The sequence below is a fragment of the Streptomyces sp. CGMCC 4.7035 genome, from assembly GCF_031583065.1.
Taxonomy (GTDB): domain Bacteria; phylum Actinomycetota; class Actinomycetes; order Streptomycetales; family Streptomycetaceae; genus Streptomyces; species Streptomyces yaanensis.
The window spans coordinates 332,958-359,146 of sequence record NZ_CP134053.1; the positions used below are offsets into that span (position 1 = coordinate 332,958).

At 69.9% G+C, this 26,189-nt stretch carries 23 protein-coding genes; 10 read left to right on the forward strand and 13 right to left on the reverse strand.

Annotated features, from left to right (window positions below; genetic code table 11):
* Nucleotides 1-4: 4 nt before the first annotated feature.
* The gene (locus Q2K21_RS01425; RefSeq protein WP_310763219.1) at nucleotides 5-613 is read right to left on the reverse strand and encodes a hypothetical protein; all 609 of its coding nucleotides are present in this window, start codon (nucleotides 611-613) and stop codon (nucleotides 5-7) included.
* 507 nt (nucleotides 614-1,120) lie between these two features.
* On the opposite strand from Q2K21_RS01425, the gene wblA reads away from it, so the two are divergent.
* Nucleotides 1,121-1,459, forward strand: coding sequence for a transcriptional regulator WblA (gene wblA, locus Q2K21_RS01430; protein ID WP_310763220.1), 339 nt, complete (start codon nucleotides 1,121-1,123; stop codon nucleotides 1,457-1,459).
* Between the two features lie 83 nt (nucleotides 1,460-1,542).
* On the opposite strand, the gene Q2K21_RS01435 is transcribed toward wblA, so the two are convergent.
* Both Q2K21_RS01435 and Q2K21_RS01440 read right to left on the reverse strand, forming a co-directional pair.
* A complete protein-coding gene (locus Q2K21_RS01435) occupies nucleotides 1,543-3,147 on the reverse strand; it encodes an ArsA family ATPase (RefSeq protein ID WP_310763221.1) in 1,605 nt (534 codons plus the stop codon).
* The gene (locus Q2K21_RS01440) at nucleotides 3,144-4,121 is read right to left on the reverse strand and encodes an ArsA family ATPase (protein ID WP_310763222.1); all 978 of its coding nucleotides are present in this window, start codon (nucleotides 4,119-4,121) and stop codon (nucleotides 3,144-3,146) included. Before Q2K21_RS01440 ends, Q2K21_RS01435 begins: the two co-directional genes overlap by 4 nt.
* Nucleotides 4,122-4,308: 187 nt before the next feature.
* Here Q2K21_RS01440 and Q2K21_RS01445 point away from each other — a divergent pair, with 187 nt between their 5' ends.
* The 4 genes from Q2K21_RS01445 to Q2K21_RS01460 all read left to right on the forward strand — a co-directional run bounded on the left by Q2K21_RS01445 (nucleotide 4,309) and on the right by Q2K21_RS01460 (nucleotide 7,133).
* Complete coding sequence (locus tag Q2K21_RS01445) at nucleotides 4,309-4,470, forward strand: DUF4177 domain-containing protein (protein WP_003975360.1); 162 nt, start codon at nucleotides 4,309-4,311, stop codon at nucleotides 4,468-4,470.
* On the forward strand, nucleotides 4,467-4,934 hold the full coding sequence (locus tag Q2K21_RS01450) for a RidA family protein (protein ID WP_310763224.1): 468 nt from the start codon (nucleotides 4,467-4,469) through the stop codon (nucleotides 4,932-4,934). The genes Q2K21_RS01445 and Q2K21_RS01450 overlap by 4 nt, the downstream gene beginning before the upstream one ends.
* Nucleotides 4,935-5,392: 458 nt before the next feature.
* Nucleotides 5,393-6,262 (forward strand): NUDIX hydrolase, encoded by an 870-nt coding sequence (locus tag Q2K21_RS01455; RefSeq protein WP_310763225.1) that lies wholly within the window; start codon nucleotides 5,393-5,395, stop codon nucleotides 6,260-6,262.
* Nucleotides 6,263-6,302: 40 nt separating this feature from the next.
* Nucleotides 6,303-7,133 carry an MBL fold metallo-hydrolase gene (locus Q2K21_RS01460; protein WP_310763226.1) on the forward strand — a complete coding sequence of 277 codons (831 nt, stop codon included), beginning with the start codon at nucleotides 6,303-6,305 and terminating at the stop codon, nucleotides 7,131-7,133.
* Between the two features lie 45 nt (nucleotides 7,134-7,178).
* Here the strand turns inward: Q2K21_RS01460 and Q2K21_RS01465 are convergent, their stop codons facing one another.
* Both Q2K21_RS01465 and Q2K21_RS01470 read right to left on the reverse strand, forming a co-directional pair.
* Entirely contained in the window at nucleotides 7,179-8,006 is an 828-nt protein-coding gene (locus Q2K21_RS01465) for a nucleotidyltransferase domain-containing protein (RefSeq protein WP_310763227.1), read from the reverse strand.
* Nucleotides 8,007-8,124: 118 nt separating this feature from the next.
* Nucleotides 8,125-8,799: a Crp/Fnr family transcriptional regulator gene (locus Q2K21_RS01470; protein ID WP_310763228.1), complete on the reverse strand. Its 675-nt coding sequence runs from the start codon at nucleotides 8,797-8,799 to the stop codon at nucleotides 8,125-8,127.
* A 308-nt stretch (nucleotides 8,800-9,107) separates the two neighbouring features.
* Between Q2K21_RS01470 and nth the strand changes: the two genes are divergently transcribed.
* The 3 genes from nth (at nucleotide 9,108) to Q2K21_RS01485 (ending at nucleotide 12,454) form a co-directional block, all read left to right on the forward strand.
* Entirely contained in the window at nucleotides 9,108-10,310 is a 1,203-nt protein-coding gene (nth, locus tag Q2K21_RS01475; RefSeq protein ID WP_310763229.1) for an endonuclease III, read from the forward strand.
* 136 nt (nucleotides 10,311-10,446) lie between these two features.
* The gene (locus Q2K21_RS01480; RefSeq protein WP_310763230.1) at nucleotides 10,447-11,160 is read left to right on the forward strand and encodes an NUDIX hydrolase; all 714 of its coding nucleotides are present in this window, start codon (nucleotides 10,447-10,449) and stop codon (nucleotides 11,158-11,160) included.
* 94 nt (nucleotides 11,161-11,254) lie between these two features.
* Complete coding sequence (locus tag Q2K21_RS01485) at nucleotides 11,255-12,454, forward strand: MarP family serine protease (protein ID WP_310763231.1); 1,200 nt, start codon at nucleotides 11,255-11,257, stop codon at nucleotides 12,452-12,454.
* A gap of 63 nt (nucleotides 12,455-12,517) precedes the next feature.
* Here Q2K21_RS01485 and Q2K21_RS01490 read toward each other — a convergent pair whose 3' ends face one another.
* The 6 genes from Q2K21_RS01490 to Q2K21_RS01515 form a co-directional block, all read right to left on the reverse strand.
* A complete protein-coding gene (locus tag Q2K21_RS01490; RefSeq protein ID WP_310763232.1) occupies nucleotides 12,518-12,697 on the reverse strand; it encodes a hypothetical protein in 180 nt (59 codons plus the stop codon).
* A gap of 190 nt (nucleotides 12,698-12,887) precedes the next feature.
* Nucleotides 12,888-13,838 carry an alpha/beta fold hydrolase gene (locus Q2K21_RS01495; RefSeq protein ID WP_310763233.1) on the reverse strand — a complete coding sequence of 317 codons (951 nt, stop codon included), beginning with the start codon at nucleotides 13,836-13,838 and terminating at the stop codon, nucleotides 12,888-12,890.
* The gene (locus tag Q2K21_RS01500) at nucleotides 13,835-14,314 is read right to left on the reverse strand and encodes a phage holin family protein (RefSeq protein ID WP_310763234.1); all 480 of its coding nucleotides are present in this window, start codon (nucleotides 14,312-14,314) and stop codon (nucleotides 13,835-13,837) included. Before Q2K21_RS01500 ends, Q2K21_RS01495 begins: the two co-directional genes overlap by 4 nt.
* A 129-nt stretch (nucleotides 14,315-14,443) precedes the next feature.
* A complete protein-coding gene (gene nhaA, locus Q2K21_RS01505) occupies nucleotides 14,444-15,859 on the reverse strand; it encodes a Na+/H+ antiporter NhaA (protein ID WP_310763235.1) in 1,416 nt (471 codons plus the stop codon).
* 185 nt (nucleotides 15,860-16,044) lie between these two features.
* Nucleotides 16,045-18,000 carry an acetate--CoA ligase gene (gene acs, locus Q2K21_RS01510; protein WP_310763236.1) on the reverse strand — a complete coding sequence of 652 codons (1,956 nt, stop codon included), beginning with the start codon at nucleotides 17,998-18,000 and terminating at the stop codon, nucleotides 16,045-16,047.
* Between the two features lie 468 nt (nucleotides 18,001-18,468).
* A complete protein-coding gene (locus Q2K21_RS01515) occupies nucleotides 18,469-20,853 on the reverse strand; it encodes a SulP family inorganic anion transporter (protein ID WP_310763237.1) in 2,385 nt (794 codons plus the stop codon).
* Between the two features lie 349 nt (nucleotides 20,854-21,202).
* Between Q2K21_RS01515 and Q2K21_RS01520 the strand changes: the two genes are divergently transcribed.
* On the forward strand, nucleotides 21,203-22,465 hold the full coding sequence (locus Q2K21_RS01520) for a polysaccharide deacetylase family protein (protein ID WP_310763238.1): 1,263 nt from the start codon (nucleotides 21,203-21,205) through the stop codon (nucleotides 22,463-22,465).
* A 105-nt stretch (nucleotides 22,466-22,570) separates the two neighbouring features.
* Here the strand turns inward: Q2K21_RS01520 and Q2K21_RS01525 are convergent, their stop codons facing one another.
* A complete protein-coding gene (locus tag Q2K21_RS01525; protein WP_310763239.1) occupies nucleotides 22,571-23,551 on the reverse strand; it encodes an ATP-binding protein in 981 nt (326 codons plus the stop codon).
* Nucleotides 23,552-23,651: 100 nt separating this feature from the next.
* Between Q2K21_RS01525 and Q2K21_RS01530 the strand changes: the two genes are divergently transcribed.
* The gene (locus tag Q2K21_RS01530; RefSeq protein ID WP_310763240.1) at nucleotides 23,652-24,476 is read left to right on the forward strand and encodes a Fic family protein; all 825 of its coding nucleotides are present in this window, start codon (nucleotides 23,652-23,654) and stop codon (nucleotides 24,474-24,476) included.
* A gap of 463 nt (nucleotides 24,477-24,939) precedes the next feature.
* On the opposite strand, the gene Q2K21_RS01535 is transcribed toward Q2K21_RS01530, so the two are convergent.
* Nucleotides 24,940-25,764, reverse strand: a complete 825-nt coding sequence (locus Q2K21_RS01535; RefSeq protein WP_310763241.1) for an HAD family hydrolase — start codon at nucleotides 25,762-25,764, stop codon at nucleotides 24,940-24,942.
* Nucleotides 25,765-26,189 lie beyond the last annotated feature (425 nt).

Consider the following 26,189-nt stretch of genomic DNA (forward strand, 5'->3'; position numbering starts at 1 on the left):
GAGATCACAGATCGTCTGCACGCCCCGTGCGTTGCAAGCGCCAGGCTGCGCTGACTTCAGCGAGCAGACGACGCGCAGCCGCACGGCCGTCAGGACGCGGCGCAGGCACCCTCGGACCAGCAAGATCGAGCCCGGTGAGCGATCGGGCCGGGACAGCATTCCAGTCCCCTCGGTGCACTACTGCAATGTGCCCCTCCAAACGAGCTCGCTCGTCCTGCCAGTCATCGGGCGGCGCCATGAGGACCTGCAGGGCTTGCTCGTCCAACCACTCCAACCCCAGGACCTGCCGGCCGATCTCGTGCTCGATGAGTGATCGAGACTCGCCAGTCTCCAGATGGAGTAGCAGCAACTCGCCCTCAAAGAAGTAGCCACCGTCGTATCGGCCCGTGCCCACGGCGAGCAGCGGGAGCGCGGGATGGAAGGCCATCGCATGCACCGGGAACTGCGAGTGAACGAGGAAGCGACAGTCCAGACCAGGGACGCCGTAGACCGCTACAGGAGCCGGGATTCTGTATGCCCGCGCACCTGCCACGGCCAGCAGGCCCAGTCGCTCGGTCTGCACGGCAAGAGCAGGTTCGCCGACTTCGTCGAAGGGGCGGTTGGACTTGGGCATGCAGGTGATCTTCGCAGGAGAGAGGGAGCCATGGAAGGCACCTTCTGCCAGCTCAACTATCGAACGGTGCACCGGCGGCGCTTGACGGCATAGCAACGTGAGGTGTCTACGTTCTCATTCGCCGGACACGCGTATAGGCCTTGGCCTAAGCTGCTCCCAACTGTCACAGCAGTAGGGCCACGTATCAAGTACGTCCGGCGACCCCGAATCGTTCCGGTGTTCCCTCAACTTTTTTTGTTGGGTGCGTGTCCGAATCCACCTTGTGTGTCACAGGGTGCCCGTTGTGACGCAACTGAAGTGCCCCGGTTTGCCCGGAAAGCCGCGTATATCACCAGCTCACTCCCCCGGGTGATCTGCCGCTTACCCATAGTCCGTTCGGGCCATTCAAGATTGGGCCCGAAGGGGGTGTTGCGCTGTGCCCACCTTCCGTAACGTCCTCAACTGGCGGCGGTGAATATGCCGCTGCCGCCGTGGGGGAGCCTCGATTCGGGAGAGGACGGCGCCGGTATGGGCTGGGTAACCGACTGGAGTGCGCAGGCGGCCTGCCGCACTACCGATCCGGATGAACTGTTCGTTCAAGGAGCAGCGCAGAACAGGGCCAAGGCAGTGTGCACCGGGTGCCCGGTGCGCACGGAGTGCCTGGCCGATGCGCTGGACAACCGCGTCGAGTTCGGCGTGTGGGGTGGCATGACGGAGCGGGAGCGCCGCGCACTGCTGCGCAGGCGGCCGACCGTCACCTCGTGGCGTCGCCTGCTGGAGACCGCGCGTACGGAGTACGAGCGCGGAGCGGGCCTGCTGCCCCTCGATGAGGAAGAGGCGTACGAGAACTACGCGGCGGTGAGCTGAGGGCGGCCACTGCCGGCGCGGCTGTCCGTCGCTGCTGGACGAGGCCGGACGTGGATGTCCCCGTGGGGTTCCGGCGCGTTCCCTTACGCGTGCGCCTCGCGCTCCTCGGGGTGCTCCGGCCCGTTGGCCGCGAGCCGGTTGCCGATGTCCCGCAGTCCAGCGAGGTCGTGGACGTCACCGGGCAGCGCGGCCACTTCCGCCACGGCCACCTCGGGGTGGAGCGCGGTGAAGCGGTCACGCGTGCGCTGCTCGCGGGAGAGCAGCTGCATACGTTCGGCGTGCAGCCTCAGCAGGCCCGCGGTGAGTTGCTCGATACTCCGATCCGGGTCCGTGGTGGCGGGGGAGCCTCCGTCGGGAACCGGTGCTTCGGATGGGCGAGATTCTGAACGGTCGTACGTGTCGGGAGAGTTACGAAGTCCAGCTTTCCCGGCCCCCTGATCCACAATGCGGGGATCCTCAAGATTTTCCGCCACGGCCGGATCTGGGACGGGGTCGAGGTTCTCCATGTCGAGGTTCTCGGCGTCGTCCGTGGCGTCTACGTCGTCTGTGCGGTCCGCGTCGTCCGCGTCGTCCGCGTCGTCCGCGTCGTACGGGTCGTCAGGGGCGTCCGGGCTGTAGGGGGCGTCCGGGGCGTCGGCGTCATCCGTATCGAGGTTTTCCCCGTCGAGGTTCTCCGCGGCGGCGAGCGCCCGCTCGGCCGACAGATGGGCCGCACCGCTGCCGTGGACCCGATTGAGCACCAGCCCGGCCAGCGGCATGTCCTCGGCGGCCAGGCGTTCCACGAAGTACGCGGCCTCACGCAGCGCGTCCCGCTCCGGGGCCGCCACCACCAGGAACGCCGTACCGGGTGCCTGCAGCAGCTTGTACGTGGCGTCCGCGCGTGTGCGGAACCCGCCGAACATGGTGTCCATGGCGGCCACGAACGTCTGGACGTCCTTCAGGAGCTGACCTCCGAGCAGCTTCCCCAGGGCGCCCGTCATCATCGACATCCCGACGTTCAGGAACTTCATTCCCGCGCGGCCGCCCACCTTCGCCGGGGCCATCAGGACCCGGATCAGCTTGCCGTCCAGGAAGGACCCGAGGCGCTTGGGGGCGTCCAGGAAGTCCAGCGCCGAGCGCGAGGGCGGTGTGTCGACGACGATGAGGTCCCACTCGTCCCGGGCACGCAGTTGCCCCAGCTTCTCCATCGCCATGTACTCCTGCGTGCCCGCGAAGCCTGCCGAGAGCGACTGGTAGAAGGGGTTGCCCAGAATCGCGGCCGCCCGCTCGGGGTCCGCGTGCGCCTCGACGATCTCGTCGAAGGTGCGCTTCATGTCGAGCATCATGGCGTGCAGTTCGCCGCCCGCGGCGTCCTCGATGCCCTTCACCCGCCGAGGGGTGTTGTCGAGCGCGTCGATGCCCATCGACTGGGCGAGCCGACGGGCCGGGTCGATGGTGAGCACGACCACCTTCCGGCCGCGCTCGGCGGCGCGCAGCCCCAGGGCCGCCGCCGTGGTTGTCTTGCCGACGCCGCCGGAGCCGCAGCACACGACGATGCGCGTCCTCGGGTCGTCCAGGAGGGGATCGACCTCCAGGACGGGTACGGGGTTCCACGCGCGCGTGGAACCCGTGTCGGGGAGGTGCGCTGCGTCATGTGCATCGGGGGCGGAGGCCGTGTCGTCGTGTGTGGGGGACGGGTCCGAGCTCATGAGATCCCTTGCTGACGCAGTTCCGTGGCCAGTTCGTACAGGCCCGCCAGGTCCATTCCCTCGGCGAGCAGCGGCAGTTCGTGCAGCGGCAGGCCCAGCTCCGTGAGCGCGCCGCGCTGCTCGCGCTCCAGGGCGAACCGCTCCGCGTACTCGTCGGCCTGCTGGAGCAGCGGGTCCACCAGCCGCTCCGCGAGCCCGCCGCGGCGCGCGCCGCTGAGCCCTGCGTCCGACAGGGCGTCGGCGACGGCCGTCCGCGACACGGCGCGTGCGAGCTCCAGGTCCGCCTGGTCCAGGACCGCCGGCCGCACCATGTTGACGATGATCCGCCCCACCGGCAGCTTGGCGGTGCGCAGTTCGGCGATCCCGTCCGCGGTCTCCTGGACGGGCATCTCCTCAAGGAGCGTCACCATGTGCACGGCCGTCTCCGGGGACTTCAGCACCCGCATCACGGCCTGCGCCTGATTGTGTATCGGCCCGATCTTCGCGAGGCCCGCCACCTCGTCGTTGACGTTCAGGAAGCGGGTGATGCGCCCTGTGGGCGGTGCGTCCATCACCACGTAGTCGTACGCGAACCGGCCGTTCTTGTCCTTCCTGCGAACTGCCTCGCACGCCTTGCCCGTGAGGAGCACGTCCCTGAGGCCCGGCGCGATGGTGGTGGCGAAATCGATGGCGCCGAGCTTCTTCAGGGCCCTTCCCGCGCCGCCCAGTTTGTAGAACATCTGGAGGTAGTCCAGAAGGGCCAGCTCGGGGTCGATCGCCAGCGCGTACACCTCGCCGCCGCCCGGGGCGACGGCGATCTTCCGTTCCTCGTACGGCAGCGCCTCGGTCTCGAAGAGCTGCGCGATGCCCTGCCTGCCCTCGACCTCGACCAGGAGGGTGCGCTTGCCCTCGGTCGCGAGGGCGAGCGCGAGTGCCGCGGCGACCGTGGTCTTTCCGGTCCCGCCCTTGCCGCTGACGACCTGGAGCCTGCTCACGCCTTCGAGACTAACCAGTCCGCGCACGGCCCACGCGGGAGGCTGTGGATAACCGCACCGCCGTCGGCCAGTCGCATCCGTCACACCGGGGGGCTTCGGCAGGCCGTATCCCCGGCCGTATCCCCGGCCGCACCAGCGACGACGGTCGGCCACATGCACCGGCCGTCACAGCGGCTACAGTCGCCCCATGACCAAGTGGGAATACGCAACCGTGCCGCTGCTCGTCCACGCCACGAAGCAGATCCTGGACACCTGGGGCGAGGACGGCTGGGAGCTCGTCCAGGTCGTGCCCGGGCCGAACAACCCCGAGCAGCTGGTGGCTTACCTGAAGCGGGAGAAGCAGGCATGAGCGCGGTCGAGTCCCGGCTTGCCGAACTGGGTCTGACGCTGCCGGAGGTCGTGCCGCCGCTCGCCGCCTACCAGCCGGCCGTGCAGTCCGGGGTGTATGTGTACACCGCCGGCCAGCTCCCGATGGTGGACGGCAAGCTCCCGGTCACCGGCAAGGTGGGTGCCGAGGTCACCGCCGAGGAGGCCAAGGGCCTGGCCCGTACGTGCGCGCTGAACGCGCTTGCCGCGGTCAAGTCCGTGACGGGTGACCTGGACCGCATCGCGCGCGTGGTGAAGGTCGTCGGTTTCGTGGCATCGGCGTCGGACTTCACGGGCCAGCCGGGCGTCGTCAACGGCGCCAGCGAACTGCTGGGCGAGGTCCTCGGAGACAAGGGTGTGCACGCCCGCAGTGCGGTCGGCGTGGCGGTGCTCCCGCTGGACGCGCCGGTCGAGGTGGAGATCCAGGTGGAGCTGACGGAGGCGTAATCGCGCCTCTTCCGGGGTGACGGCTTGACCGGGGCCTTCGGAGATGCCGCGGCCCCGGCCACTGGGGATGCCGGTGGCCCTGCCTCCCGGAGATGTCGGTGGTCCGGGCTTCTGGGGATGCCGGTGGTCCGGGCCTCTGGTGAGCCGGTGGCCCCCGTCCCGTGGAGACGCCGGTGGTCCCACTGGAGTGGCTGGGGTGGGCTTGGGAGACGCCGTTGGATCCCCGTGGGTGCCCGGGTTGCCTCCGTGGGTGCTGAGCCCTTCTGGGTGCCCGGGTGGCCTCCGTGGGTGCTGAGCCCTTCTGGGTGCCCGGGTGGCCTCCGGATCTGCCGGTGGCCCCCAGAGAGGCCGGTGGCCCCCTGGAGAGGCGCAGGTGGCCTTCGGGCAGGTCGGGTGGCCCCCTTGGAGAGCGATCGTTGCCTCTCGAACATCCGCTCACTACGGGATAGCCTCCGCCCATGGCGAATGGGCAGTGGTTTCCACCGGAGTGGCCAGAGCGGATCCGCGCGCTCGCGGAGGGCACGCTCACTCCGGTCGCTCCGAAGCGGGCGGCCACCGTCATGCTCCTCAAGGACACCGACGGCGCCCCCGCCGTCCATATGCTGCGCAGACGCGCCTCCATGGCCTTCGCCGGAGGCGCGTACGCCTACCCGGGCGGCGGCGTCGACCCGCGCGACCACGACCGCCGGATCGGCTGGGCGGGCCCCACGCGCGCGTGGTGGGCGGACCGCCTCGGCGTGGACGAGACGTCCGCCCAGGCCATCGTCTGCGCCGCCGTACGGGAGACCTACGAGGAGGCCGGCGTCCTGCTCGCCGGGTCCACCCCGGAGACGGTCGTCGGCGACACCACGGGCGCCGACTGGGAGGCGGACCACGCCTCCCTGGTCGCCCGCGATCTTTCGTTCGCCGAGTTCCTCGACCGGCGGGGACTCCTCCTGCGTTCCGACCTGCTCGGCGCCTGGACCCGCTGGATCACCCCGGAGTTCGAGACCCGCCGCTACGACACGTGGTTCTTCGTGGCCGCCCTCCCCGAAGGGCAACGCACCCGCAACGCCTCCACGGAGGCCGACCGCACGGTGTGGATCCGCCCGGCGGAGGCGGCCGCCTCGTACGACAGGGGCGAACTGCTGATGATGCCGCCCACCATCGCGACCCTGCGCCAGCTGATCCCGTACGCCACCGCCGCCGAGGCGCTGAAGGCCGCGCCCGGCCGCGATCTGACCCCGGTCCTGGCCCGAGCCCGTCTGGAGGACGGCGAAGTCGTGCTGACCTGGCCCGGCCACGACGAGTTCACCAAACACATCCCGACGGGCGGAGCGCCCGCATGAACCACGCGAGCATGACCCGCGCGACGGAAGGTGCCTCCGCATGACGGACGCCGCAGCCCTCCCCGGCCAGCCGCGCGGCGGGGTCCTTACGGGTCCCGCCACCGCGCGCGCCGTGAACGTCCTCGCCCCCAACGCGTCGGCGATGACCCTCGACGGCACCAACACGTGGATCATCTCCGAGCCCGACTCCGAGCTGGCGGTGGTGATCGACCCCGGCCCTCTCGACGACGGACACCTGCGCAATGTGATCGACACGGCGGAGAAGTCGGGCAGGCGGGTCGCGCTCACCCTGCTCACCCATGGCCACCCGGACCATGCCGAGGGCGCCGTGCGGTTCGCCGAACTGACGGGCACCAAGGTCCGGGCCCTGGATCCGGCGCTCCGGCTCGGTGAGGAGGGTCTGGGGCATGGGGACGTCGTCACGGTCGGCGGCCTGGAGCTGCGGGTCGTGCCGACTCCGGGCCACACCGCGGACTCCCTGTGCTTCCACCTCCCCGCCGACCGGGCCGTCCTGACCGGCGACACCATCCTCGGGCGCGGTACGACGGTCGTGGCGCACCCCGACGGCCGTCTCGGGGACTATCTGGACTCCCTGCGTCGCCTGAGGTCCCTCACCGTCGACGACGGCGTCCACACCGTGCTCCCCGGCCACGGGCCCGTCCTGGAGGACGCCCAGGGCGCCGTCGAGTACTACCTCGCCCACCGTGCCCACCGTCTCGCCCAGGTCGAGACGGCGGTCGAGAACGGCCACCGCACGGCGAGCGAGGTCGTGACCCATGTGTACGCGGACGTGGACCGCTCCCTGTGGCCGGCGGCGGAGCTGTCGGTGCGGGCGCAGATGGACTACCTGAGGGAGCACGGGCTGATCTGAGTCCTCGGCCCCTGACGCCGACCTCCGGCCCGCCGACGACAGGACCTAGGGGCGCGGGGCTTTGACGCCGTGCACGCGCGCGTACTCCTCGGCGAGCCAGGGGCCGAGGTCGTCGACGTACGACCGCAGGACGGCCGGATCGCTGTTCGGCTCATACCCGAGGACTGCCGCCGCGCGCATCTGCCGGGCCCGCTCCGGGTAGTACGCGGCGAACGCCTCGGCCATCTCCCGCAGGTCGCTGGTCCAGCCGTTCCAGCGTGGCATGACGAGGGTGAAGCCCGTACGGACGAGGTGACGGGACAGGCCGCGTACGAGGGTGCGGCGGGCCTCCTCGGTGGTCGCCTCGGGGACACGCGTGCGCCAGCGCTCCAGGACCAGGGCGAGGTCACCGTTCGTCTCGCGGGCGAGACGGGAGTCGGGCCGGTAGCGGGGCAGGTGCTCGGCGAGGTCCTCGCCCAGCAGAGGCGTGCAGAGGCAGGACACGAACCACCCCAGGTCGTACGTCTCCAGATCGCTCAGCAGCCGCGCACGGCTGAACAGGAGGGTTCCCACGCCGTCGATCTCCGCGAACTCCTTGTCGAGTGCCTCCTCAAGGGCACGGATGTCGTCGCGATCCGCCTCGGTGGGCTCCTCGCGCAATGCGAGGAGCAGATCGAGATCGCTGCGTCCCACGCGCGCGGTACCGCGCGGAATCGATCCGTAGAGGTAGGCGCTGGTCATCCGGCCGCCGAAGAGGGCGGGAAGCCGGTCACGAGCGGCGGCGACGACAGGTTGGAACGGGCGGGGGATCAGCCCGAGGTCGCCCTCACGCCGGATGTACCCCTCGGGGTCGAGCCCTGTCCCGTGACCGTCCTGGTGCCGTGAGCTGATCATGGGCCAACTGTGACAGGAACAAGAAGGCGCTGTCCGGTGCTTGAGGACGCGACGACAACGGGCCCCGCCTCACCAGAAGCGGGACCCGAGAGTCGTACGGCCAAGAGCAGAGCAGGTGTCAGCGCGACCGCTTCGCCAGCCGCTCCACGTCCAGCAGGATCACCGCGCGCGCCTCCAGGCGGAGCCACCCACGCCCGGCGAAGTCCGCCAGTGCCTTGTTGACCGTCTCGCGGGAGGCGCCGACCAGCTGGGCCAGCTCCTCCTGCGTCAGGTCGTGCACGACGTGAATGCCTTCCTCGGACTGCACACCGAACCGCCGGGAGAGGTCCAGCAGCGCGCGGGCCACACGGCCCGGCACGTCCGAGAAGACCAGGTCGGACATCTGGTCGTTGGTCTTGCGCAGGCGCCGGGCGACGGCGCGCAGCAGCGCGGCGGCCACCTCGGGCCGCGCGTTCAGCCACGGCTGGAGGTCGCCGTGGCCGAGGCCCAGCAGCTTGACCTCGGTCAGCGCGGTCGCCGTCGCCGTACGCGGACCCGGGTCGAACAGCGACAGCTCACCGATCAGCTCACCGGGGCCGAGCACCGCCAGCATGTTCTCGCGGCCGTCGGGTGAGGCACGGTGCAGCTTGACCTTGCCTTCCATGACCACGTACAGGCGGTCACCGGGGTCGCCCTCGTGGAACAGCGAGTCGCCGCGGGCGAGGGTCACCTCACTCATGGAGGCGCGGAGCTCCGCGGCCTGCTCGTCATCGAGCGCCGCGAAGAGCGGGGCGCGCCGCAGAACGTCGTCCACGAGTTCTCTCCTTGTCGACCTGCTCAGGGGATCTTGCTCCCCCGTGTTCCAGGGGACCGTGTTCCCCATTTTGCCGGACGGTCCAAACAGTGTGATCTGTCACAAGGATGCCGCACTGGTGTGCCGTGAGATGCGGCAGGGGGCCAATTGGGGGCCGATCCTGTGGGTCCGGGGCGGATGTCGGTGTCGGGCCTTAGGCTGGCCGGGTGTCCAAATCGCCGGTGAGAGCACAGGTCGAGGGAGCTGGGCGGGTGGTTGTACGTCGCGATTCCGCTGTGGGCGAACAGGGCCCCGGCGGCGGTAAGGAAATGGCAAAACCGGCGAAACCGGCACCTACGGAGGCGCCGGCGACACAGCCTGCGAGGAAAGCCACCGCCAAGAAAACCACCACCGCGAAGACCGGCACAGCGAAGACCGCAGCCAAGAAGACCGGCACAGCGAAGACCGCAGCCAAGAAGACCGGCACAGCGAAGACCGCAGCCAAGAAGACCGCACCGGCGAAGACCGGTGCCAAGAAGACCACGTCGGCCAAGGCCGCCGCCAAGAAGACGACCCCTGCAAAAACAGCGGCCAAGAAGACCGCCCCGGCGAAGACCGCACCGGCGAAGACCTCCCCGGAGAAGGTCATCGCCAGGAAGGCGAAGAAGGCTCCTCCGGCGAAGGCCGTCTCCGTGAACGGCGCCGTCGCCGTCGAGAAGGCCGCCCCCGCGAAGACCGTCGCCAAGAAGCCCCCCGGCAACGAGTCCCGCGCCGCCCTGGTCCGTCGAGCCCGCCGTATCAACCGCGAGCTCGCCGAGGTGTACCCGTACGCCCACCCGGAGCTGGACTTCGAGAGCCCTTTCCAGCTGATCATCGCGACGGTCCTGTCCGCGCAGACCACCGATCTGCGGGTGAACCAGACCACCCCGAGGCTCTTCGCCAAGTACCCGACCCCCGAGGATCTGGCCGTGGCCAACCCGGAGGAGGTCGAGGAGATCCTGCGCCCGACCGGCTTCTTCCGCGCCAAGACCAAGTCGGTGATAGGGCTCTCCAAGGCCCTGGTGGAGCAGTTCGGCGGTGAGGTCCCCGGCCGCCTGGAGGACCTGGTCAAACTGCCGGGCGTCGGACGCAAGACCGCCTTCGTCGTACTGGGCAACGCCTTCGGCCGTCCCGGCATCACCGTCGACACGCACTTCCAGCGGCTCGTGCGCCGTTGGCAGTGGACCGACGAGACCGACCCGGACAAGATCGAGGCGGCCATCGGCGCGCTCTTCCCGAAGAGCGACTGGACGATGCTCTCGCACCACGTGATCTTCCACGGCCGCCGCATCTGCCACGCCCGCAAGCCGGCTTGCGGCGCCTGCCCGATCGCCCCGCTCTGCCCGGCGTACGGCGAGGGCGAGACCGACCCCGAGAAGGCGAAGAAGCTCCTGAAGTACGAGAAGGGCGGCTTCCCGGGGCAGCGCCTCAAGCCCCCGCAGGCGTACCTGGACGCGGGCGGTATCCCGGCCCCGCCGCTGGGGGCCGGGTGAGGCGCCGGCGCGCGGCCGCGCGCCATCCCGGAGAGGGGCGGTTCCGGGCGGACCGTGCGGCAGGACACCCACACGAGGGACGTGCGGAACGATCCGTGGCCCCGTGGGCGTTGGGATCGGCAGAACGGGGGTGGCGATGACGCACGCGAGCAATACCGGCCACAAGAGCGACACCGACAGCGGGCGGCTGCGGCTGAGCACGGAAGGCCTGCCCGAGTGGCTGGACCCGGTGGTGCGGGTCGCGGAGACCGTCGAGCCGCTCCAGCTCAGCCGCTTCCTGCCGCCGGAGAACGGCGCGGGGCGTCAGTCGGCCGTGCTGATCCTTTTCGGCGCGGGCGACCACGGCCCCGAGCTGCTGCTGATGGAGCGTGCCGGTTCGCTGCGCTCGCACGCCGGGCAGCCGTCGTTCCCCGGCGGCGCCCTCGACCCCGAGGACGGCGACCCGAAGGCCGACGGGCCGCTGCGGGCCGCTCTCCGCGAGGCCGAGGAGGAGACGGGACTCGACCCGCGCGGCGTCCAGCTCTTCGGGGCGCTTCCGAAGCTCTACATCCCGGTCAGCGGCTTCGTCGTGACGCCCGTCCTCGGCTGGTGGCGCGAGAGAAGCCCGGTGGGCGTCGTCGACCCGAACGAGACCGCGCGGGTCTTCACCGTCCCCGTGGCGGATCTCACGGACCCGGCCAACAGAGCCACCACCATCCACCCCAGCGGCCACCGAGGCCCGGCATTTCTGGTCGAATCGGCCCTTGTCTGGGGCTTCACCGCCGGAGTCATCGACCGCCTGCTGCACTACGCGGGCTGGGAGCGCCCCTGGGACCGGGACAAGCAGGTCCCGCTCGACTGGCGCGCATGACAGGGTGACCTCCGTGCTGTGTCTCCCGGGGGCACCCCCGGGACCCCCGGCCTGACGACGGCGACCGGAAAGTGACGAGGCGAGGCTTGAAGCGGTGAACGTGCTGGACATCCTGTTGCTGGTCGCTGCCGTGTGGTTCGCGATCGTCGGCTACCGCCAGGGCTTCGTCGTCGGCATCCTGTCGGTGATCGGCTTTCTGGGTGGCGGCCTCGTCGCGGTGTATCTGCTTCCCTTCGTCTGGGACAAGGCGACGGGCGACCACAAGGTGAGCACGACCGCCGCCGTCGTCGCCGTCGTTGTGGTGATCGTCTGTGCCTCCGTCGGCCAGGCCCTGACCACCCACCTCGGCAACAAGCTGCGCCGGTACATCACGTGGTCCCCGGCCCGCGCCCTGGACGCCACCGGCGGCGCCCTGGTGAACGTCGTCGCGATGTTGCTGGTGGCCTGGCTGATCGGCTCCGCCCTCGCCCAGACCACGCTGCCGACGCTGGGCAAGGAAGTCCGCAACTCCAAGGTGCTGCTGGGGGTGTCGGAGGCGCTGCCCGACCAGGCGGACACATGGTTCAAGGACTTCACCTCGGTCCTCGCGCAGAACGGCTTTCCGCAGGTCTTCAGTCCGTTCTCCAACGAGCCGATCAGGGAGGTCCAGGCCCCTGACCCGGCCCTCGCCAGGAGCTCGGTCGCCATCCGGGCGCAGCGGTCCATCGTCAAGGTCATGGGCACCGCGCAGAGCTGCGGCAAGGTCCTCGAAGGCACCGGCTTCGTCTTTGGCGAGCGCCGCGTGATGACCAACGCGCACGTGGTCGGCGGGGTCGACGAGCCCACCGTCCAGATAGGCGGCGAGGGCAGGAAGTACGACGCGAAGGTCGTCCTCTACGACTGGGAGCGGGACATCGCCGTACTCGACGTGCCGGACCTGGACGCCCCGGCGCTGCGGTTCACGTCCACGGACGCGGCCACCGGCAATGGCGCGATCGTCGCGGGCTTCCCGGAGAACGGGTCGTACAACGTCCAGCCCGCGCGCGTGCGCGGCCGCATCACGGCCGACGGCCCGGACATCTACCGCCGCGGCTCGGTCCGCCGTGACGTCTACTCGCTGTACGCGACCGTCCGCCAGGGCAATTCCGGCGGCCCGCTGCTCACACCCGAGGGCAAGGTCTACGGGGTGGTCTTCGCGAAGTCCCTGGACGACGCCAACACGGGGTACGCGCTGACGGCGGACGAGGTCCAGGAGGACATCGCCAAGGGACGTACGGCGAACCAGCAGGTGGACAGCGACAGCTGCGCACTCTGATTCCGGAGAGCGGGGGCAGCGGCTGCGAGGTGGTTGCGGACGGCTGCCTCCCCGCTGAGCGGGTCAGCCGCGCGGGTGACGCAGGCGTACCGAGACCCAGCGGGCCCGGCGGCGCAGGATGTGCGGGATCCCCACCCGAGGGTCCGAGCCCGCCAGCTGCGGGGCGCCCCTTTGGTGGGAGCTCGGCCCGGCGGCCGAGCGGCGGTTGCGTGCTACGTCACTGTAGTCGTGCGTCCAGCCCATACCCCGACGTCTGCCCTTGCCCCAAGGTCGATAACCGCGCCTGGGCACCCCAATTGGCTTATGCGGCGGGCATGTGGCCGTTCGTAGAACAGTCGTTCACGTCCGGATACCGGGCGCGTACACGCGGTCACCGGGCGGGCTCGCGGTCTTCCGGCCGACTGGCCGGTTCCCGCGGGTCCCGGCGGCCGGGTCACCGGTCGGGTTCGGGGTCCTTGAGCCAGTTGATCAGCTCGGAGGAGAACGCCACGGGGTCCTCCTCGTGCGGGAAGTGCCCAAGGCCGTCGAACAGCCGCCAGCGGTACGGCGCCTCCACGTACTCGCCCGATCCGGCCGCGCTCCTCGTCCGCATCACGGGGTCCAGCGAGCCGTGCAGATGCAGGGTCGGGACGCGGACGGGCCGCTTCATGCGCCGGTTGAACTGGATGCCGTCGGGCCGGGCCAGGGAGCGCACCATCCAGCGGTACGGCTCGATCGAGCAGTGCGCTGTCGACGGGATGCACATGGCGCGCCGGTACGTCTCCACGGCCTCGTCGTCCGGCAGCCGCGGCCCCGACCAGTCCCGGATCAGCCGGCCGACCAGGGCGGCGCCGTCGGCGGTGAGCCGGCGCTCGGGGATCCAGGGCCGCTGGAACCCCCAGATGTAGGAACCGGCGGCCGTCTGCTTGACGTCACCGAGCATCGCCGAGCGCCAGCGCCGCGGATGCGGCATCGAGGCGACCACGAGCCGCCTGACGAGCTTGGGGCGCATCGCGGCCGCGGTCCAGGCGAGGTATCCGCCCAGGTCATGGCCGACGAGTGCGGCGTCGGGCTCGCCCAGGGACCGTACGACGCCGGTGATGTCGAGGGCCAGGTTCGCGGGGTCGTAACCGCGTGGTGTGCGGTCGCTGCCGCCGACTCCGCGCAGATCCATCGCCACGGCCCGGAAGCCCGCGTCCGCGAGCGCCACCAGTTGGTGCCGCCAGGTCCACCAGAACTGCGGGAAGCCGTGCAGCAGCAGTACCAGCGGTCCATCGCCCAGTTCCGCGATGTGGAAGCGTGCGCCGTTGGCCGCGACGTCCCGGTGCGTCACCGCCTTCCCGCCGGGCACGTCGAGCCGTACGACCGAGGTGGGTTGGGCCGAAGGGATGGCGGGGTCCGTCATGAGGACGAGCGTGCCACAGCCTCGACCGCCGCGTCGGCCGGGCTGGGCTGACGGGGGTGGGGCTTGGCGTGCTGCAGGACGCCCGCGGTCTCCTTCATCGACGCCGCGACCTTCTGTGGGCCCTTGCTCTTCTTGGCCTTCTTCGCGAAGGCCATGCCGATGAGCGCGAGCAGCCCGGCGACCAGCACGTTGGCGGCGAAGGACAGCAGGAAGCAGACGGCCATGTTCCAGCCGCTCCAGGTCCGGATGCCGTACGCCAGCGCGAAGTTCAGCATCGGCAGGGAGAACAACAGCACCGCGCCCGCGGCCGAGAACGCGCCGCCGCTCGTCGCGCCGCGCTTGACGTCCTGCTTGAGCTGGGCCTTCGCCAGAGCGATCTCGTCGTGCACCAGTGCGGACAATTCGGTCGTCGCCGAGGCGAACAGCTGGCCGATGCTGCGTTCGGCGCCGACCGGGCTGCCGTCGGGTGCGCTCATCGCGGTCTCCCTGCTCTCTGCGTACGTACTCCGCGGACAGTGCGGAGTTTTGTGGATGTGTCAGATCATGCCGGACGGTCGTTCTCCTCGCTTGCCCGCCCGTCACTTCGTCAATCGTGCCGTCCCGGTTCAGGCGGTCGTGCTGTTCCCGGACTCGGCCGAGGGCCCGGTGCCGGCGGACTTCAGCGCGGCGAGCCTGCGGTGCTCGGCGGCCTTGCGCTCATGGATATCGGCCATGCGCAGGTGGTACGCGGGGTCGTCCTCTTCGTAGACGTCCGGAATGCCGTCCAGGTCCTCGTCGCGCTCTTCGTCCACACACAGGGCGCGGTACTTGGCGTTGCGCACCTTCAGCAGCGTGGTCGCGCACACGGCCGCGATCAGCGAACCGGTGAGGACGGCGGCCTTGACCTCGTCCATGAGTGCCGGATCGCCGCCGAATGCCAGTTCGCCGATGAGGAGCGAGACGGTGAAGCCGACGCCGGCCAGGGAGGCGACGGCGAACACGTCGGGCCAGGCGAGGTCGTCGCTGAGGGAGGCCCTGGTGAAGCGCGCCGTCAGCCATGTACCGCCGAAGACGCCGACCGTCTTGCCGACGACGAGGCCGAGCACGACGCCGAGCGTCTCCGGCTTGGCGAACACGTCCCCGAGCGCCCCGCCCGAGATCGCGACCCCCGCGCTGAACAGGGCGAACAGCGGCACCGCGAGACCGGCCGACAGGGGCCGTACGAGATGTTCGATGTGCTCGCCGGGGGAGTGTTCCTCCCCTTCGTGGCGGTGGCAGCGCAGCATCAGCCCCATGGCCACACCGGCGATGGTGGCGTGGATGCCGCTGTTGTACATCAGCCCCCAGACCACCAGGGCGAGCGGGACGTACACGTACCAGCCGCGTACGCCCTTCCGCAGCAGCACCCAGAACACGGCGAGGCCGACGACGGCGCCGCCCAGAGCCGCGAAGTTCAGCCGGTCCGTGAAGAAGACCGCGATGATCAGGATCGCGAAGAGGTCGTCGACGACGGCGAGGGTGAGCAGGAAGGCGCGCAGGGCGGACGGCAGGGAGGTGCCGATGACCGCGAGGACGGCGAGCGCGAAGGCGATGTCGGTGGCCGTCGGGACCGCCCAGCCGGCCAAGGAACCGCCGCCGGTGGCGTTGGTGAGGGCGTAGACAACCGCGGGTACGGCCATGCCGCAGAGCGCCGCGACGACCGGGAGCGCCGCGGCGCGGGGGTCTCGCAGGTCTCCCGCGACCAGCTCGCGTTTGAGCTCGATCCCGGCGACGAAGAAGAAGATCGCGAGGAGCCCGTCGGCGGCCCAGTGCTGAACGGACAGATCGAGCCCGAGGGCGGCGGGCCCGAGGTGGTGGTGGACCACACTCTCGTAGCCGCTGTGCAGCGCCGGTATGTTTGCCCAGACCAGAGCGGCTATCGCGGCGAGCAGAAGCAGCACACCGCCGACGGTCTCGGTGCGCAGGGCGTCCGCGACGAAGTTCCGCTCGGGCAGGGAGAGACGCCCGAGAAACATGCGGTTACGGGTGCGGGGCGCGGCCACGGCGGAGACCTCCGGGTCGGTACGACATACTGACGCCCGCCGTCAGAACTCACTCACGGCGGCTTGCCGACCAGACTTCCCGGCACACCTGGAGTCCCTACTTTACCTGAGCCTTACGTTCGGGGACGGCTGAGAAGGGGCGCCCGGCGTGCTGCCGGGCGCCCCTTCTCAGGTGCGGGGGAGACTCAGTCCTCGCTGGGCGCCGCCGGCAGCTTCGCCTGGATCAGGTCCATCACCGTCGAGTCCGTCAGCGTCGTGACGTCCCCGTGCTGCCGGTTCTCCGCGACATCCCGCAGCAGTCGCCGCATGATCTTCCCGGACCTCGTCTTCGGCAGCTCCGCCACCGGCAGGATCCGCTTGGGCTTGGCGATCGGCCCGAGCGTCGCGCCGACGTGGTTGCGCAGCTCACCGACCAGGTTCTCGTCCTCGGACGCCGTGCCCCGCAGGATCACGAACGCCACGATCGCCTGCCCCGTCGTCTCGTCGGCCGCGCCCACGACCGCCGCCTCCGCGACCGCCGGATGCGACACGAGCGCCGACTCGACCTCCGTCGTCGAGATGTTGTGCCCCGACACGAGCATCACGTCGTCGACGCGCCCGAGCAGCCAGATGTCGCCGTCGTCGTCCCTCTTCGCGCCGTCCCCGGCGAAGTACTTGCCCTCGAACCGCGACCAGTACGTGTCGATGAACCGCTGGTCGTCGCCCCAGATGGTGCGCAGCATCGACGGCCACGGCTCGGTGAGGACCAGGTAACCGCCGCCGCCGTTGGGCACCTCGTTCGCCTCGTCGTCGACGACCGTCGCGGAGATGCCGGGAAGCGGGGCCTGCGCGGAACCGGGCTTGGTCTGGGTCACGCCCGGCAGTGGCGAGATCATCATCGCGCCCGTCTCGGTCTGCCACCAGGTGTCCACGATCGGGGTACGGTCCCCGCCGATGTGCTTGCGGTACCACACCCACGCCTCGGGGTTGATCGGCTCGCCGACCGACCCGAGGACGCGCAGGCTGCTCAGATCGAACTTCGCGGGGATGTCGTCGCCCCACTTCATGAACGTGCGAATGGCCGTGGGCGCCGTGTACAGGATCGTCACCCCGTACTTCTGTACGACCTCCCAGAACCGGCCCTGGTGCGGCGTGTCCGGCGTGCCCTCGTACATGACCTGGGTCGCGCCGTTCGCCAGCGGCCCGTACACGATGTACGAGTGCCCGGTGACCCAGCCGACGTCCGCCGTGCACCAGTACACGTCCGTCTCGGGCTTGAGGTCGAAGACGGCCCAGTGGGTGTACGACGCCTGCGTGAGGTAGCCGCCGGAGGTGTGCAGGATGCCCTTCGGCTTACCCGTCGTGCCCGACGTGTAGAGGATGAACAGCGGGTGCTCCGCGTCGAACGCCTCGGGAGTGTGCTCGGCGGACTGCCGCTCGACGATCTCGTCCCACCACACGTCCCGGCCCTCGGTCCAGGCGACCTCCTGGCCGGTACGGCGCACGACGAGCACGTGCTCCACGTTGTCCACGCGCTCGATCGCGTCGTCGACGGCCGGCTTGAGCGCGGACGGCTTGCCGCGCCGGTAGCCGCCGTCGGAGGTGATGACGACCTTGGCGTCGGCGTCCTGGATGCGGGTGGCGAGCGCGTCCGCCGAGAAGCCGCCGAAGACGACGGAGTGCGCGGCGCCGATGCGGGCGCAGGCCAGCATCGCGATCGCGGTCTCCGGGATCATCGGCATGTAGACGGCGACCCGGTCGCCCTTCTGAACTCCCAGCTCCAGCAGGGCGTTCGCGGCCCTGGAGACCTCGTCCTTCAGCTCGGCGTAGGTGATGGCGCGGCTGTCGCCGGGCTCGCCCTCGAAGTGGATGGCGACACGGTCGCCGTGGCCCGCCTCGACGTGCCGGTCGACGCAGTTGTACGCGACGTTGAGCTTGCCGTCCTTGAACCACTTCGCGAAGGGCGGGTTCGACCAGTCCAGGGTCTCGGTCGGCTCCACGGCCCAGGTCAGCCTCCGGGCCTGCTCGGCCCAGAAGCCGAGCCTGTCAGCCTTGGCCTGTTCGTACGCCTCTGCCGTGACGTTGGCGCCCGCGGCCAGGTCAGCGGGCGGCGCGAAGCGTCGCTCCTCCTTCAGGAGGTTGGCCAGGCTTTCATTGCTCACGACATCTCCCTTTCCCAGGGTGTCCGTTGTGTCCCAGGCCACAGCTCATCAGACCGGGGGGCTCGGTGACAAGGGCTGGCCGCAAATTGGTTTAGACCTGTGGTCGCATCCGTCGGCGAGGTGTTCCGTGTGCGAGCCGGTCCCTGCCTGGCTCGTGCGGCCGTCGGTCATTCGTTCTGATGGTGGTCGGCCCGTGGGAGTTCAGTCGTGTAACGCCTTTCACATCCGACCATGCGGTCCGCCAAGCTCGGCCTGAGGGCCGGAGCAGGTGCCCCGGCCCCTGAGAACCGCTGCCGGTCGGGTGCGCCGACCGAGCCGCAACCGGTGAGCCCGGCCCGGCGGTCGTCGTGCGGTCGTCATCGGGGTCAGTTGTCATCGGGGTCGGTTGTCATCGGGGTGGTCGTCACCGGGCTGGGCTGGTCGTCACCGGGTGCGGCCGTCCCCCGTACGGTCGCACCCGGTGCCCGCTCATGCCGGGCTGCGCACGTCCTCCGGGCCCGCCACGTGGTCGAACACGTCCTCTGCGCCTGCCTCGGTGAGGAGATACGCCTGTGCCTCCCCCACGTGGAAGTACATCCCGTGCAGCTCCAGCGCGTCCTCCCGCAGCGCACGCGCCACCGACTCGTGCGCCCGCAGATGCTCCAGCTGCTGGACGACATTGGTCAGGCAGAGCTGCTCCACCGCATCGGCGGGTGCCCGCCCGGCCAGCCGCGCCCAGGGCTGCTCCTCGTCTGCCATCCGCTCCAGACTGGGCACTCCGTGCCGCAGCCACCGCCTGAGCGGGGTCGGCGCACCGTCCGGCTCCGAAGTGAGCAGAGCCTGCATCGCCCCGCACCCGGAGTGCCCGCACACGGTGATGGACCGCACCTTCAGAACGTCCACCGCGTACTCGATGGCCGCGGCCACCGAGTCGTCCCCGCTCTCCGCGCCGGGCAGCGGCACCAGATTGCCGACATTGCGGACGACGAAGAGGTCGCCGGGACCACTGGAGGTGATCATCGACGTGACGAGCCGCGAGTCGGCGCATGTGAGAAAGAGCTGCGACGGCCGCTGCCCTTCGCGCGCGAGACGGGCCAGCTCGCCGCGCACCAGCGGGGCCGTGTTCCGCTGGAACGCGCTGATGCCGCGTGCGAGTTGATGCCCGCTCGCTCTGGACCCGGTGCCCGGACCGCTCGGATGGCTGCCGGGCGGCGCGGAGGGCGGGCGCTCGCACTGGTGGTTGCGCCACGGTGTCCAGGGCCGGCACCGGCACGCGGAGGCCTCCGCGTGCTCCTGGCTCTCCTTGAGTGCGGGAGAGTCCAGTGCCGACATCGCGATACGGGTTCCGGCCCGGCCGGTGAGGTCGACCGTGCCGCCCTGCGTGAGGTGCGTCTTCTGCCAGTCGTGCAACGACTCGTACGCCGCGTGGTCCATGAACGACCCGTCCAGTTCCACGACGGCGTCCGACCCGGCGGGTACCAGGTGCAGTGCCCGGCTGAGCCGGGGCACCGCGAGGAACGTCAACTGCCCTCGTACATGTACGTAATGGACTCCCCCTCTCTCTTCGTGCGTGATGCGGGTGCGGGCGAGGCGGTGCAGGGCGACGGCTACGGCCACGGCTACCCCCAGCGTCACGCCCTCCAGGACGCCCAGGAGGACGACGCCGAGCGTGGTCACGGCGTACACCAGTACCTCTCGGTGGCGGGTGACCGTGCGGATGTGGTGCAGGGACACCATCTGGATACCGACGGCCATCACCAGGGCGGCGAGCGAGGCGAGGGGGATCAGCTCGAGCACCGGGACCATCAGCAGCGCGGCTACTACTACCCAAACGCCGTGCATCATCGTGGAGTTCCGGCTGACGGCACCGGATTGCACGTTTGCCGAACTGCGCACCGCGACCCCGGTGACGGGCAGTCCGCCGAGGGCGCCGGAGACCACATTGGCGGCGCCTTGGCCGCGCAGCTCCCGGTCGAGGTCCGGGCGGGGGAGGCGTACAGCGCCGCGGAGGGTGGCGAGTTTGTCGACGGCGACGGCCGAGAGCAGGGACTCGATGCTGCCGACCAGGGTGATGGTGAGCACGGCGGCCACGAGGCCCGGCACGGGCCCTTCGGGCAGCTGTGGCAGAGCGTGGCTGGACCAGGAGGGCAGGTCCACCCGGGCCAGGTGCAGCCCGGCGAGCGAGGCGGCCGCCGTGGCCCCGACGACGGCGACCAGGGCGGCCGGGACCCTGCGCAAGAGCTGCCCGGGACGCCCCGGAAGCCGTGGCCACGCCAGGAGGAGGGCCAGGGTGAGCGCGCTCACCGACACGGCGGCCGGGTGGAGGTTCGCCAACTGCGCGGGCAGCGCCCGGAGGTTGTCGACGACCGAACTCTGCGGCGTACCGCCGAGCACGATGTGGAGCTGGGCGACGGCGATGGTGACGCCGATACCGGCGAGCATGCCGTGCACGATCGCGGGGCTGACGGCGAGTGCGGTACGGGCCACGCGCAGGCAGCCGAGGCCCAGTTGGGCGAGGCCGGCGAGGACGGTGATGGCGCACGTCGTACGCCATCCGTAGCGGTGGATGAGGTCGGCGGTGACGACGGTGAGTCCGGCGGCGGGCCCGCTGACCTGGAGCGGGGCGCCGCCGAGCCGGCCGGCGACGAGTCCGCCGACGGCCGCGGCGACGAGGCCGGCCTGGAGCGGGGCGCCGGTGGCGAGGGCGATGCCGAGGGACAGGGGGAGCGCGATCAGGAAGACCGCGATGGAGGCTGACAGATCGGCGCCCGCGACGCGGAAGCGGCGGGGCGGGGTCGGTGGGGGGCTGTGGGGCTGATGCACGCGCTTGGGCCGAGTCGAGTCGGCGGCGCGGGCGGGGACGCAGGCAGACATGGTTCCCGTCTCCTCCGGTGCGGCGCGGTCGCGTAACTGGTGGTCCTCGGCTGATGGGCCGGGGGGTGGGGTCGCGGCCGTGGATCACGGCGTACAGCGGCGGGATATCCCAACAGTCGGTAAATGGATCGTAATGCGAAGTAAAGGAAGCGTATCTAATTTCGGAGCAAATAGGGCAATTAATCACCCAGGAGGGTGAATCACTAATTTCGTCGGCTTGTCATACAAATTTCAGTGAGACTCCGTGGGACCTTGGCCGGGCTGCCTGTGGACGCGGGCTTGAGCCCGTACGGCGCCGCAGAACACCTGCCCAGCGTGGCCTCGACTGAAGGAAGAAGGTGGGCGGAAGATGGCCGCCACCCAGAGGATGGCCGCGGGTGTCGCACTGGCCGCGGCCGGCGCCACCGCGCTCGCCGGTTGCGTGATCGGCACGACCGGTTCACGGGAAGGCATGAGGAAGGTCGCCGGTGCCCCGGCGCCGGGGAGCGCGGTCCGCCTGATCGGCGACGGCTCCACCGCGTACACCGGCGCCCAGCCGCATCTGCCCGGACCCGAGCGGCTCAAGTCCGGCGAGAAACCCCCGCAGTTCGTGGTCTTCTCCTGGGACGGGGCCGGCGAGGACAGCCAGAAGCTGTTCTCGCACTTCCGCAAGGTCGCCAAGGCCAACAACGCGACGATGACGTACTTCCTGAGCGGCGTGTACATGCTGCCCGAGGAGAAGCGCGACATGTACAAGCCGCCGGAGCACTCGCCGGGCCGCTCCGACATCGGTTTCAACGACGAGAACGGCATCAGGAACACCGCGCGGCAGCTGCGTCTGGCCTGGCTGGAGGGCAACGAGATCGGCACCCACTTCAACGGCCACTTCTGCGGCGACGAGGGCGGGGTCGGCCAATGGTCGGTCGACGAGTGGAAGGACGAGATCGCCCAGGCGAAGGCGTTCGTGAAGTCCTGGAAGACCAACGCCGGCCTGAAGCAGGAGCCGCCGCTGCCCTTCGACTACGACAAGGAGCTCATCGGCGCTCGCACGCCCTGCCTGGAGGGGCGGAAGAACTTCATGACGGCGGCCCGTGACCTGGGGTTCCGCTACGACACCTCCGGTGCCGACGACCAGGTCTGGCCCGGGAAGAAGGAGGGGTTGTGGGACTTGTCGATGCAGCACGTGCCCTTCCCTGGGCACTCCTACGAGCAGCTGACCATGGACTACAACTTCATGGTCAGCCAGTCGGGCACCCAGACCCAGGGCGACCCCGACAAGTTCGGGGAATGGGGCGACCAGATGCGTGACGGTCTGCTCCTGGGCTTCCGACGGGCGTACGACGGCAACCGTGCGCCCCTGATCATCGGCAACCACTTCGAGTCCTGGAACGGCGGCACCTATATGCGTGCCGTCCAGGAAGTCGTCGAGCGCGTCTGCACCCGGGCCGAGGTGCGCTGTGTCTCTTTCCGTCAACTCGTGGACTGGCTGGACGCGCAGGATCCAAGGGTCCTGGCGCAACTGCGCACGCTCAAGGTCGGCCAGGCCCCCCGGCACGGCTGGGAGTCCTTCCTGGCGGCCTCGCCCGCCCCGGCACCCAGGGGGGTTCCGGGGGCGCCGCCGGTCAGACCGTAGCCATCGGGCGGCCGTTGCCCCTGGGGAGCGGCCGCCGGCCCAGGCGGGGACGCGGTCGTCGTGCACCCCGCGGCCGCCTAGCCGTATCGGCCGGACGGCCGTTGCTCACACGGTGGCCGCCAGGCCCTCGGTGAGGACGAATCCGGGGTCGATCTGCGCCGCCAGGTCGGCGCCGGTGCGCTCGTTGCCCCAACTGTTCGCGTTCTTCAGGTGGAAGTGCACCATCTGCTGCGTGTAGCGCTCCCAGTCGCGCAGTTCGTGCGTTGCGTCGGCAGCGATCTGAAGAGCGCGCAGGGAGCGGCGGTTGGCGTCCTCCAGGAGCTCGAACCGGGGCGGGTGGCCTTTCTCCATCGAGCGCACCCAGTCCGAGTGCCCGACCGTCACGAGCAGGTCGTCACCGACCTCGGCGCGGAGGAAGTCGATGTCGTCCCGGCCCTGCACCTTGTTGCCCACGACCTTCAGGACCACCCCGAAGTCGCGGGCGTACTCCTTGTACTGGCGATAGACGGAGACCCCCTTCCGGGTCGGCTCGGCGACGAGGAATGTGATGTCGAACCGGGTGAACATGCCGGAGGCGAAGGAGTCCGAGCCCGCCGTCATGTCGACCACCACGTACTCGTCGCGGCCGTCCACGAGGTGGTTCAGGAACAGCTCCACCGCTCCCGTCTTGGAGTGGTAGCAGGCGACCCCCAGGTCGGCATCCGTGAAGGGGCCGGTGACCATCAAACGGACGATGTGCCCGTCGAGTTCCACCGGCCGCGCGCAGGCGTCGTAGACCGGATTGTCCTCCTGAACCCGCAGCAGCCGAGAGCCCTCGCCCGGCGGGGTGGTCTTGATCATCGTCTCGGCGGACGTGATCCGTGGGTTGGAGCCGCGGAGGAAGTCCTTGATCAGTCGCAGCCGTCCGCCCATGGCGGGCAGTGCCGCGGCCTTGTCCTCGTCGAGTCCGAGCGCGGTTCCCAGGTGCTGGTTGATGTCCGCGTCGACGGCGACGACGGGCGCTCCGGCGGCGGCGAGGTGGCGGATGAACAGGGAGGACAGGGTCGTCTTGCCACTGCCGCCCTTCCCGACGAAAGCAATTTTCATATTCACCAAGCGTAGTGTCCTCGTAGCTGTGCGTGGCAGGCTGACGTGAAGAAGACCACTCCTTCGAAGGAGTGGCGCGAAGGTGCGTAGTGTCGTACTCATGAGTACGACAGGTGCGACCGCCGATCCGCTCGCGACCCTGGGCACGCTGCCCGGAGTGGCCGAGTCCGTGGAGTCCGTGCGCAAGGCCGTGGACCGGGTCTACGGGCACCGGATCATGCGGCGCCGCAGCAACGAGATCACCTCCGAGGCGGCGCTGCGCGGCGCGCGGGGTTCGGCTGCGCTGTCCGGCGCCGACTGGGCCCTCGAGGAGGTGCGCCGGCGAACCGACTTCAGCGGTGACGACGGGGCCCGAACAGTGGGCGCGGCCCTCAGGCTGACCGCCGAGGCGGGGCAGCTCTTGTCCATCTGGCGGCAGTCGCCCCTGCGGGTGCTGGCGCGGCTGCACCTGGTGGCGGCCGCGGACTCCGACCCACGCGTGGGGCGTCCGCGGCAGGACGGCGAGCTGGTCGAGGAGCCCCTTGTGGAGCTGCCGCTGCCGGACGCGGCCGAGGTCTCCGGCCGCCTCGAGGGGCTCTCCCGGCTGATCATCGCGGGCGGCTCGGCGCCCGCTCTCGTGACCGCCGCCGTCGTACACGGCGAACTGCTCGCCCTACGCCCCTTCGCCTCCCACAACGGCCTCGTCGCGCGCGCGGCCCAGCGCATCGTCCTGGTGGGGAGCGGTCTCGACCCCAAGGCGATCTGCCCGGCGGAGATGGGTCACGCGGAACTGGGCCGTGCGGCCTATGTGGCGGCCCTCGACGGCTACGTGTCGGGCACTCCGGAGGGCATGGCGGCATGGATCGCCCACTGTGCGAAGGCAGTCGAGCTGGGAGTCCGCGAGTCGACCGCGGTCTGCGAGGCGCTGCAGCGCGGGGCGGCGTAGAGCCGGGTGGCTTCCGTGTGAAACCGGGTGGTTCCCGTGTGAGACCTGTGAAACCGGGTGGTTCCCGTGTGAGACCGGGTGGCTCCCGCATGAGGTAGGCCTCCCTCGGGGAGGCCTTTACAGCGTTGCGGCGGTACGAGGTCTCGTACCGCCGCTGGCACGCTCACCGGGTTACCAAGCGTCCTCGATATGTCGCCCATCAGGTCGGGAACTTCTGCCCGTCACCTGGTGCGGCTGGCCCGTAATCGACGGGTCGACGTCGCGTGGGTGCCCAGTGTTCATGCTCGGTCCGTGGGGCCAATTGCGTTATTAAAGGTGATCCTTTCGGATGATTCCTTTGGTCTCGCGGGCCGCTAAATCCTTTGTACTCCCAGGGCAGGGGTAAGCGGAAGCCCCGGATGCCGTTCTTTAACTTTTGGGTTCAAAAAGGTGCGAATCGGGTGCGGTGTGCCCCGTCCGGTGGTCACACGGCCGGCGTCCGTCGCCGGCTCGCGTACCAGACGAGTCCCGCCGTGGCCGCCGCCGCCCCTATGGCGGCCGCCGCGACGAGCGCCGGCCGCGGCGGCACGGACAGCCGCTGCTTCAACCGGACCGGGCGGTGGAAGTCCAGAATCCGCCATCCGCGCGCCAGAGCCTCGCGACGCAGCGCCCGGTCCGGATTCACGGCGTGCGGGTGGCCGACGGACTCCAGCATCGGCAGGTCGGTCGCCGAGTCGCTGTAGGCGTAGCAGCGTGAGAGGTCGTACCCCTCCGACTCGGCGAGCTCCCTGATCGCCTCGGCCTTCGTCGGCCCGTAGGCGTAGTACTCCACCTCGCCCGTGAAGCGGCCGTCGTCGCCCACGACCATGCGGGTGGCCACCACCCGGTCCGCTCCGAGGAGTTGGCCGATCGGCTCGACCACCTCGGCGCCCGACGTGGACACGATCACCACGTCGCGCCCTGCGGAGTGGTGCTCCTCGATGAGGGAGGCAGCCTCGTCGTAGATGATCGGGTCGATCAGGTCGTGGAGCGTCTCGGCGACGATCTCCTTGACCTGCTGGACGTTCCAGCCGCGACACAGCGAGGACAGATACTCGCGCATCCGCTCCATCTGGTCGTGGTCCATACCGCCCAGGAGGAAGACGAACTGGGCGTACGCGGTGCGCAGGACGGCCCTGCGATTGATCAGCCCGCCTTGGTAGAAGGACTTGCTGAAGGTGAGCGTGCTCGACTTCGCAATGACCGTCTTGTCCAGATCAAAGAACGCCGCTGTGCGGGGCAAGGAGTGGTTTTCCACGGGCCAGAGCATATGCGCCCACCATTCGGCGTAAGGTGGGGCGTGTGGGTTTGCCTGAGAGGGCTCTCGGGTACACCATGGAAGTCACGGATCGTTCGCGACCGTGCTAACCCGGTCCGACTCCTCCCCCCCCGAGTCGGCCGTGGGGACGACCCCCGCTCTCCCCCCCGGCGGGGGTCGTCGCATGTCCGGGTGGGTTTTGCTCTCTCTGGGACGGTCTCCGTGCCCTGTGGCGGCGCTTGCGGGCGCCGCTTCTGCATGTCCACGCTTCGTCACGGTGAGTAGCCGTCGCGCTGCTCTGCGGCAGTAGTTGAGGCTGCACCGGTATGGGTGAAGGCGATATTCACAATCGCCGAGTTGTCCACAGTTATCGATCAAGATCCACACGATTTCCTGGATCGCTGCACCGTGATTCCAGCACGCCCGACCAGTGGCGA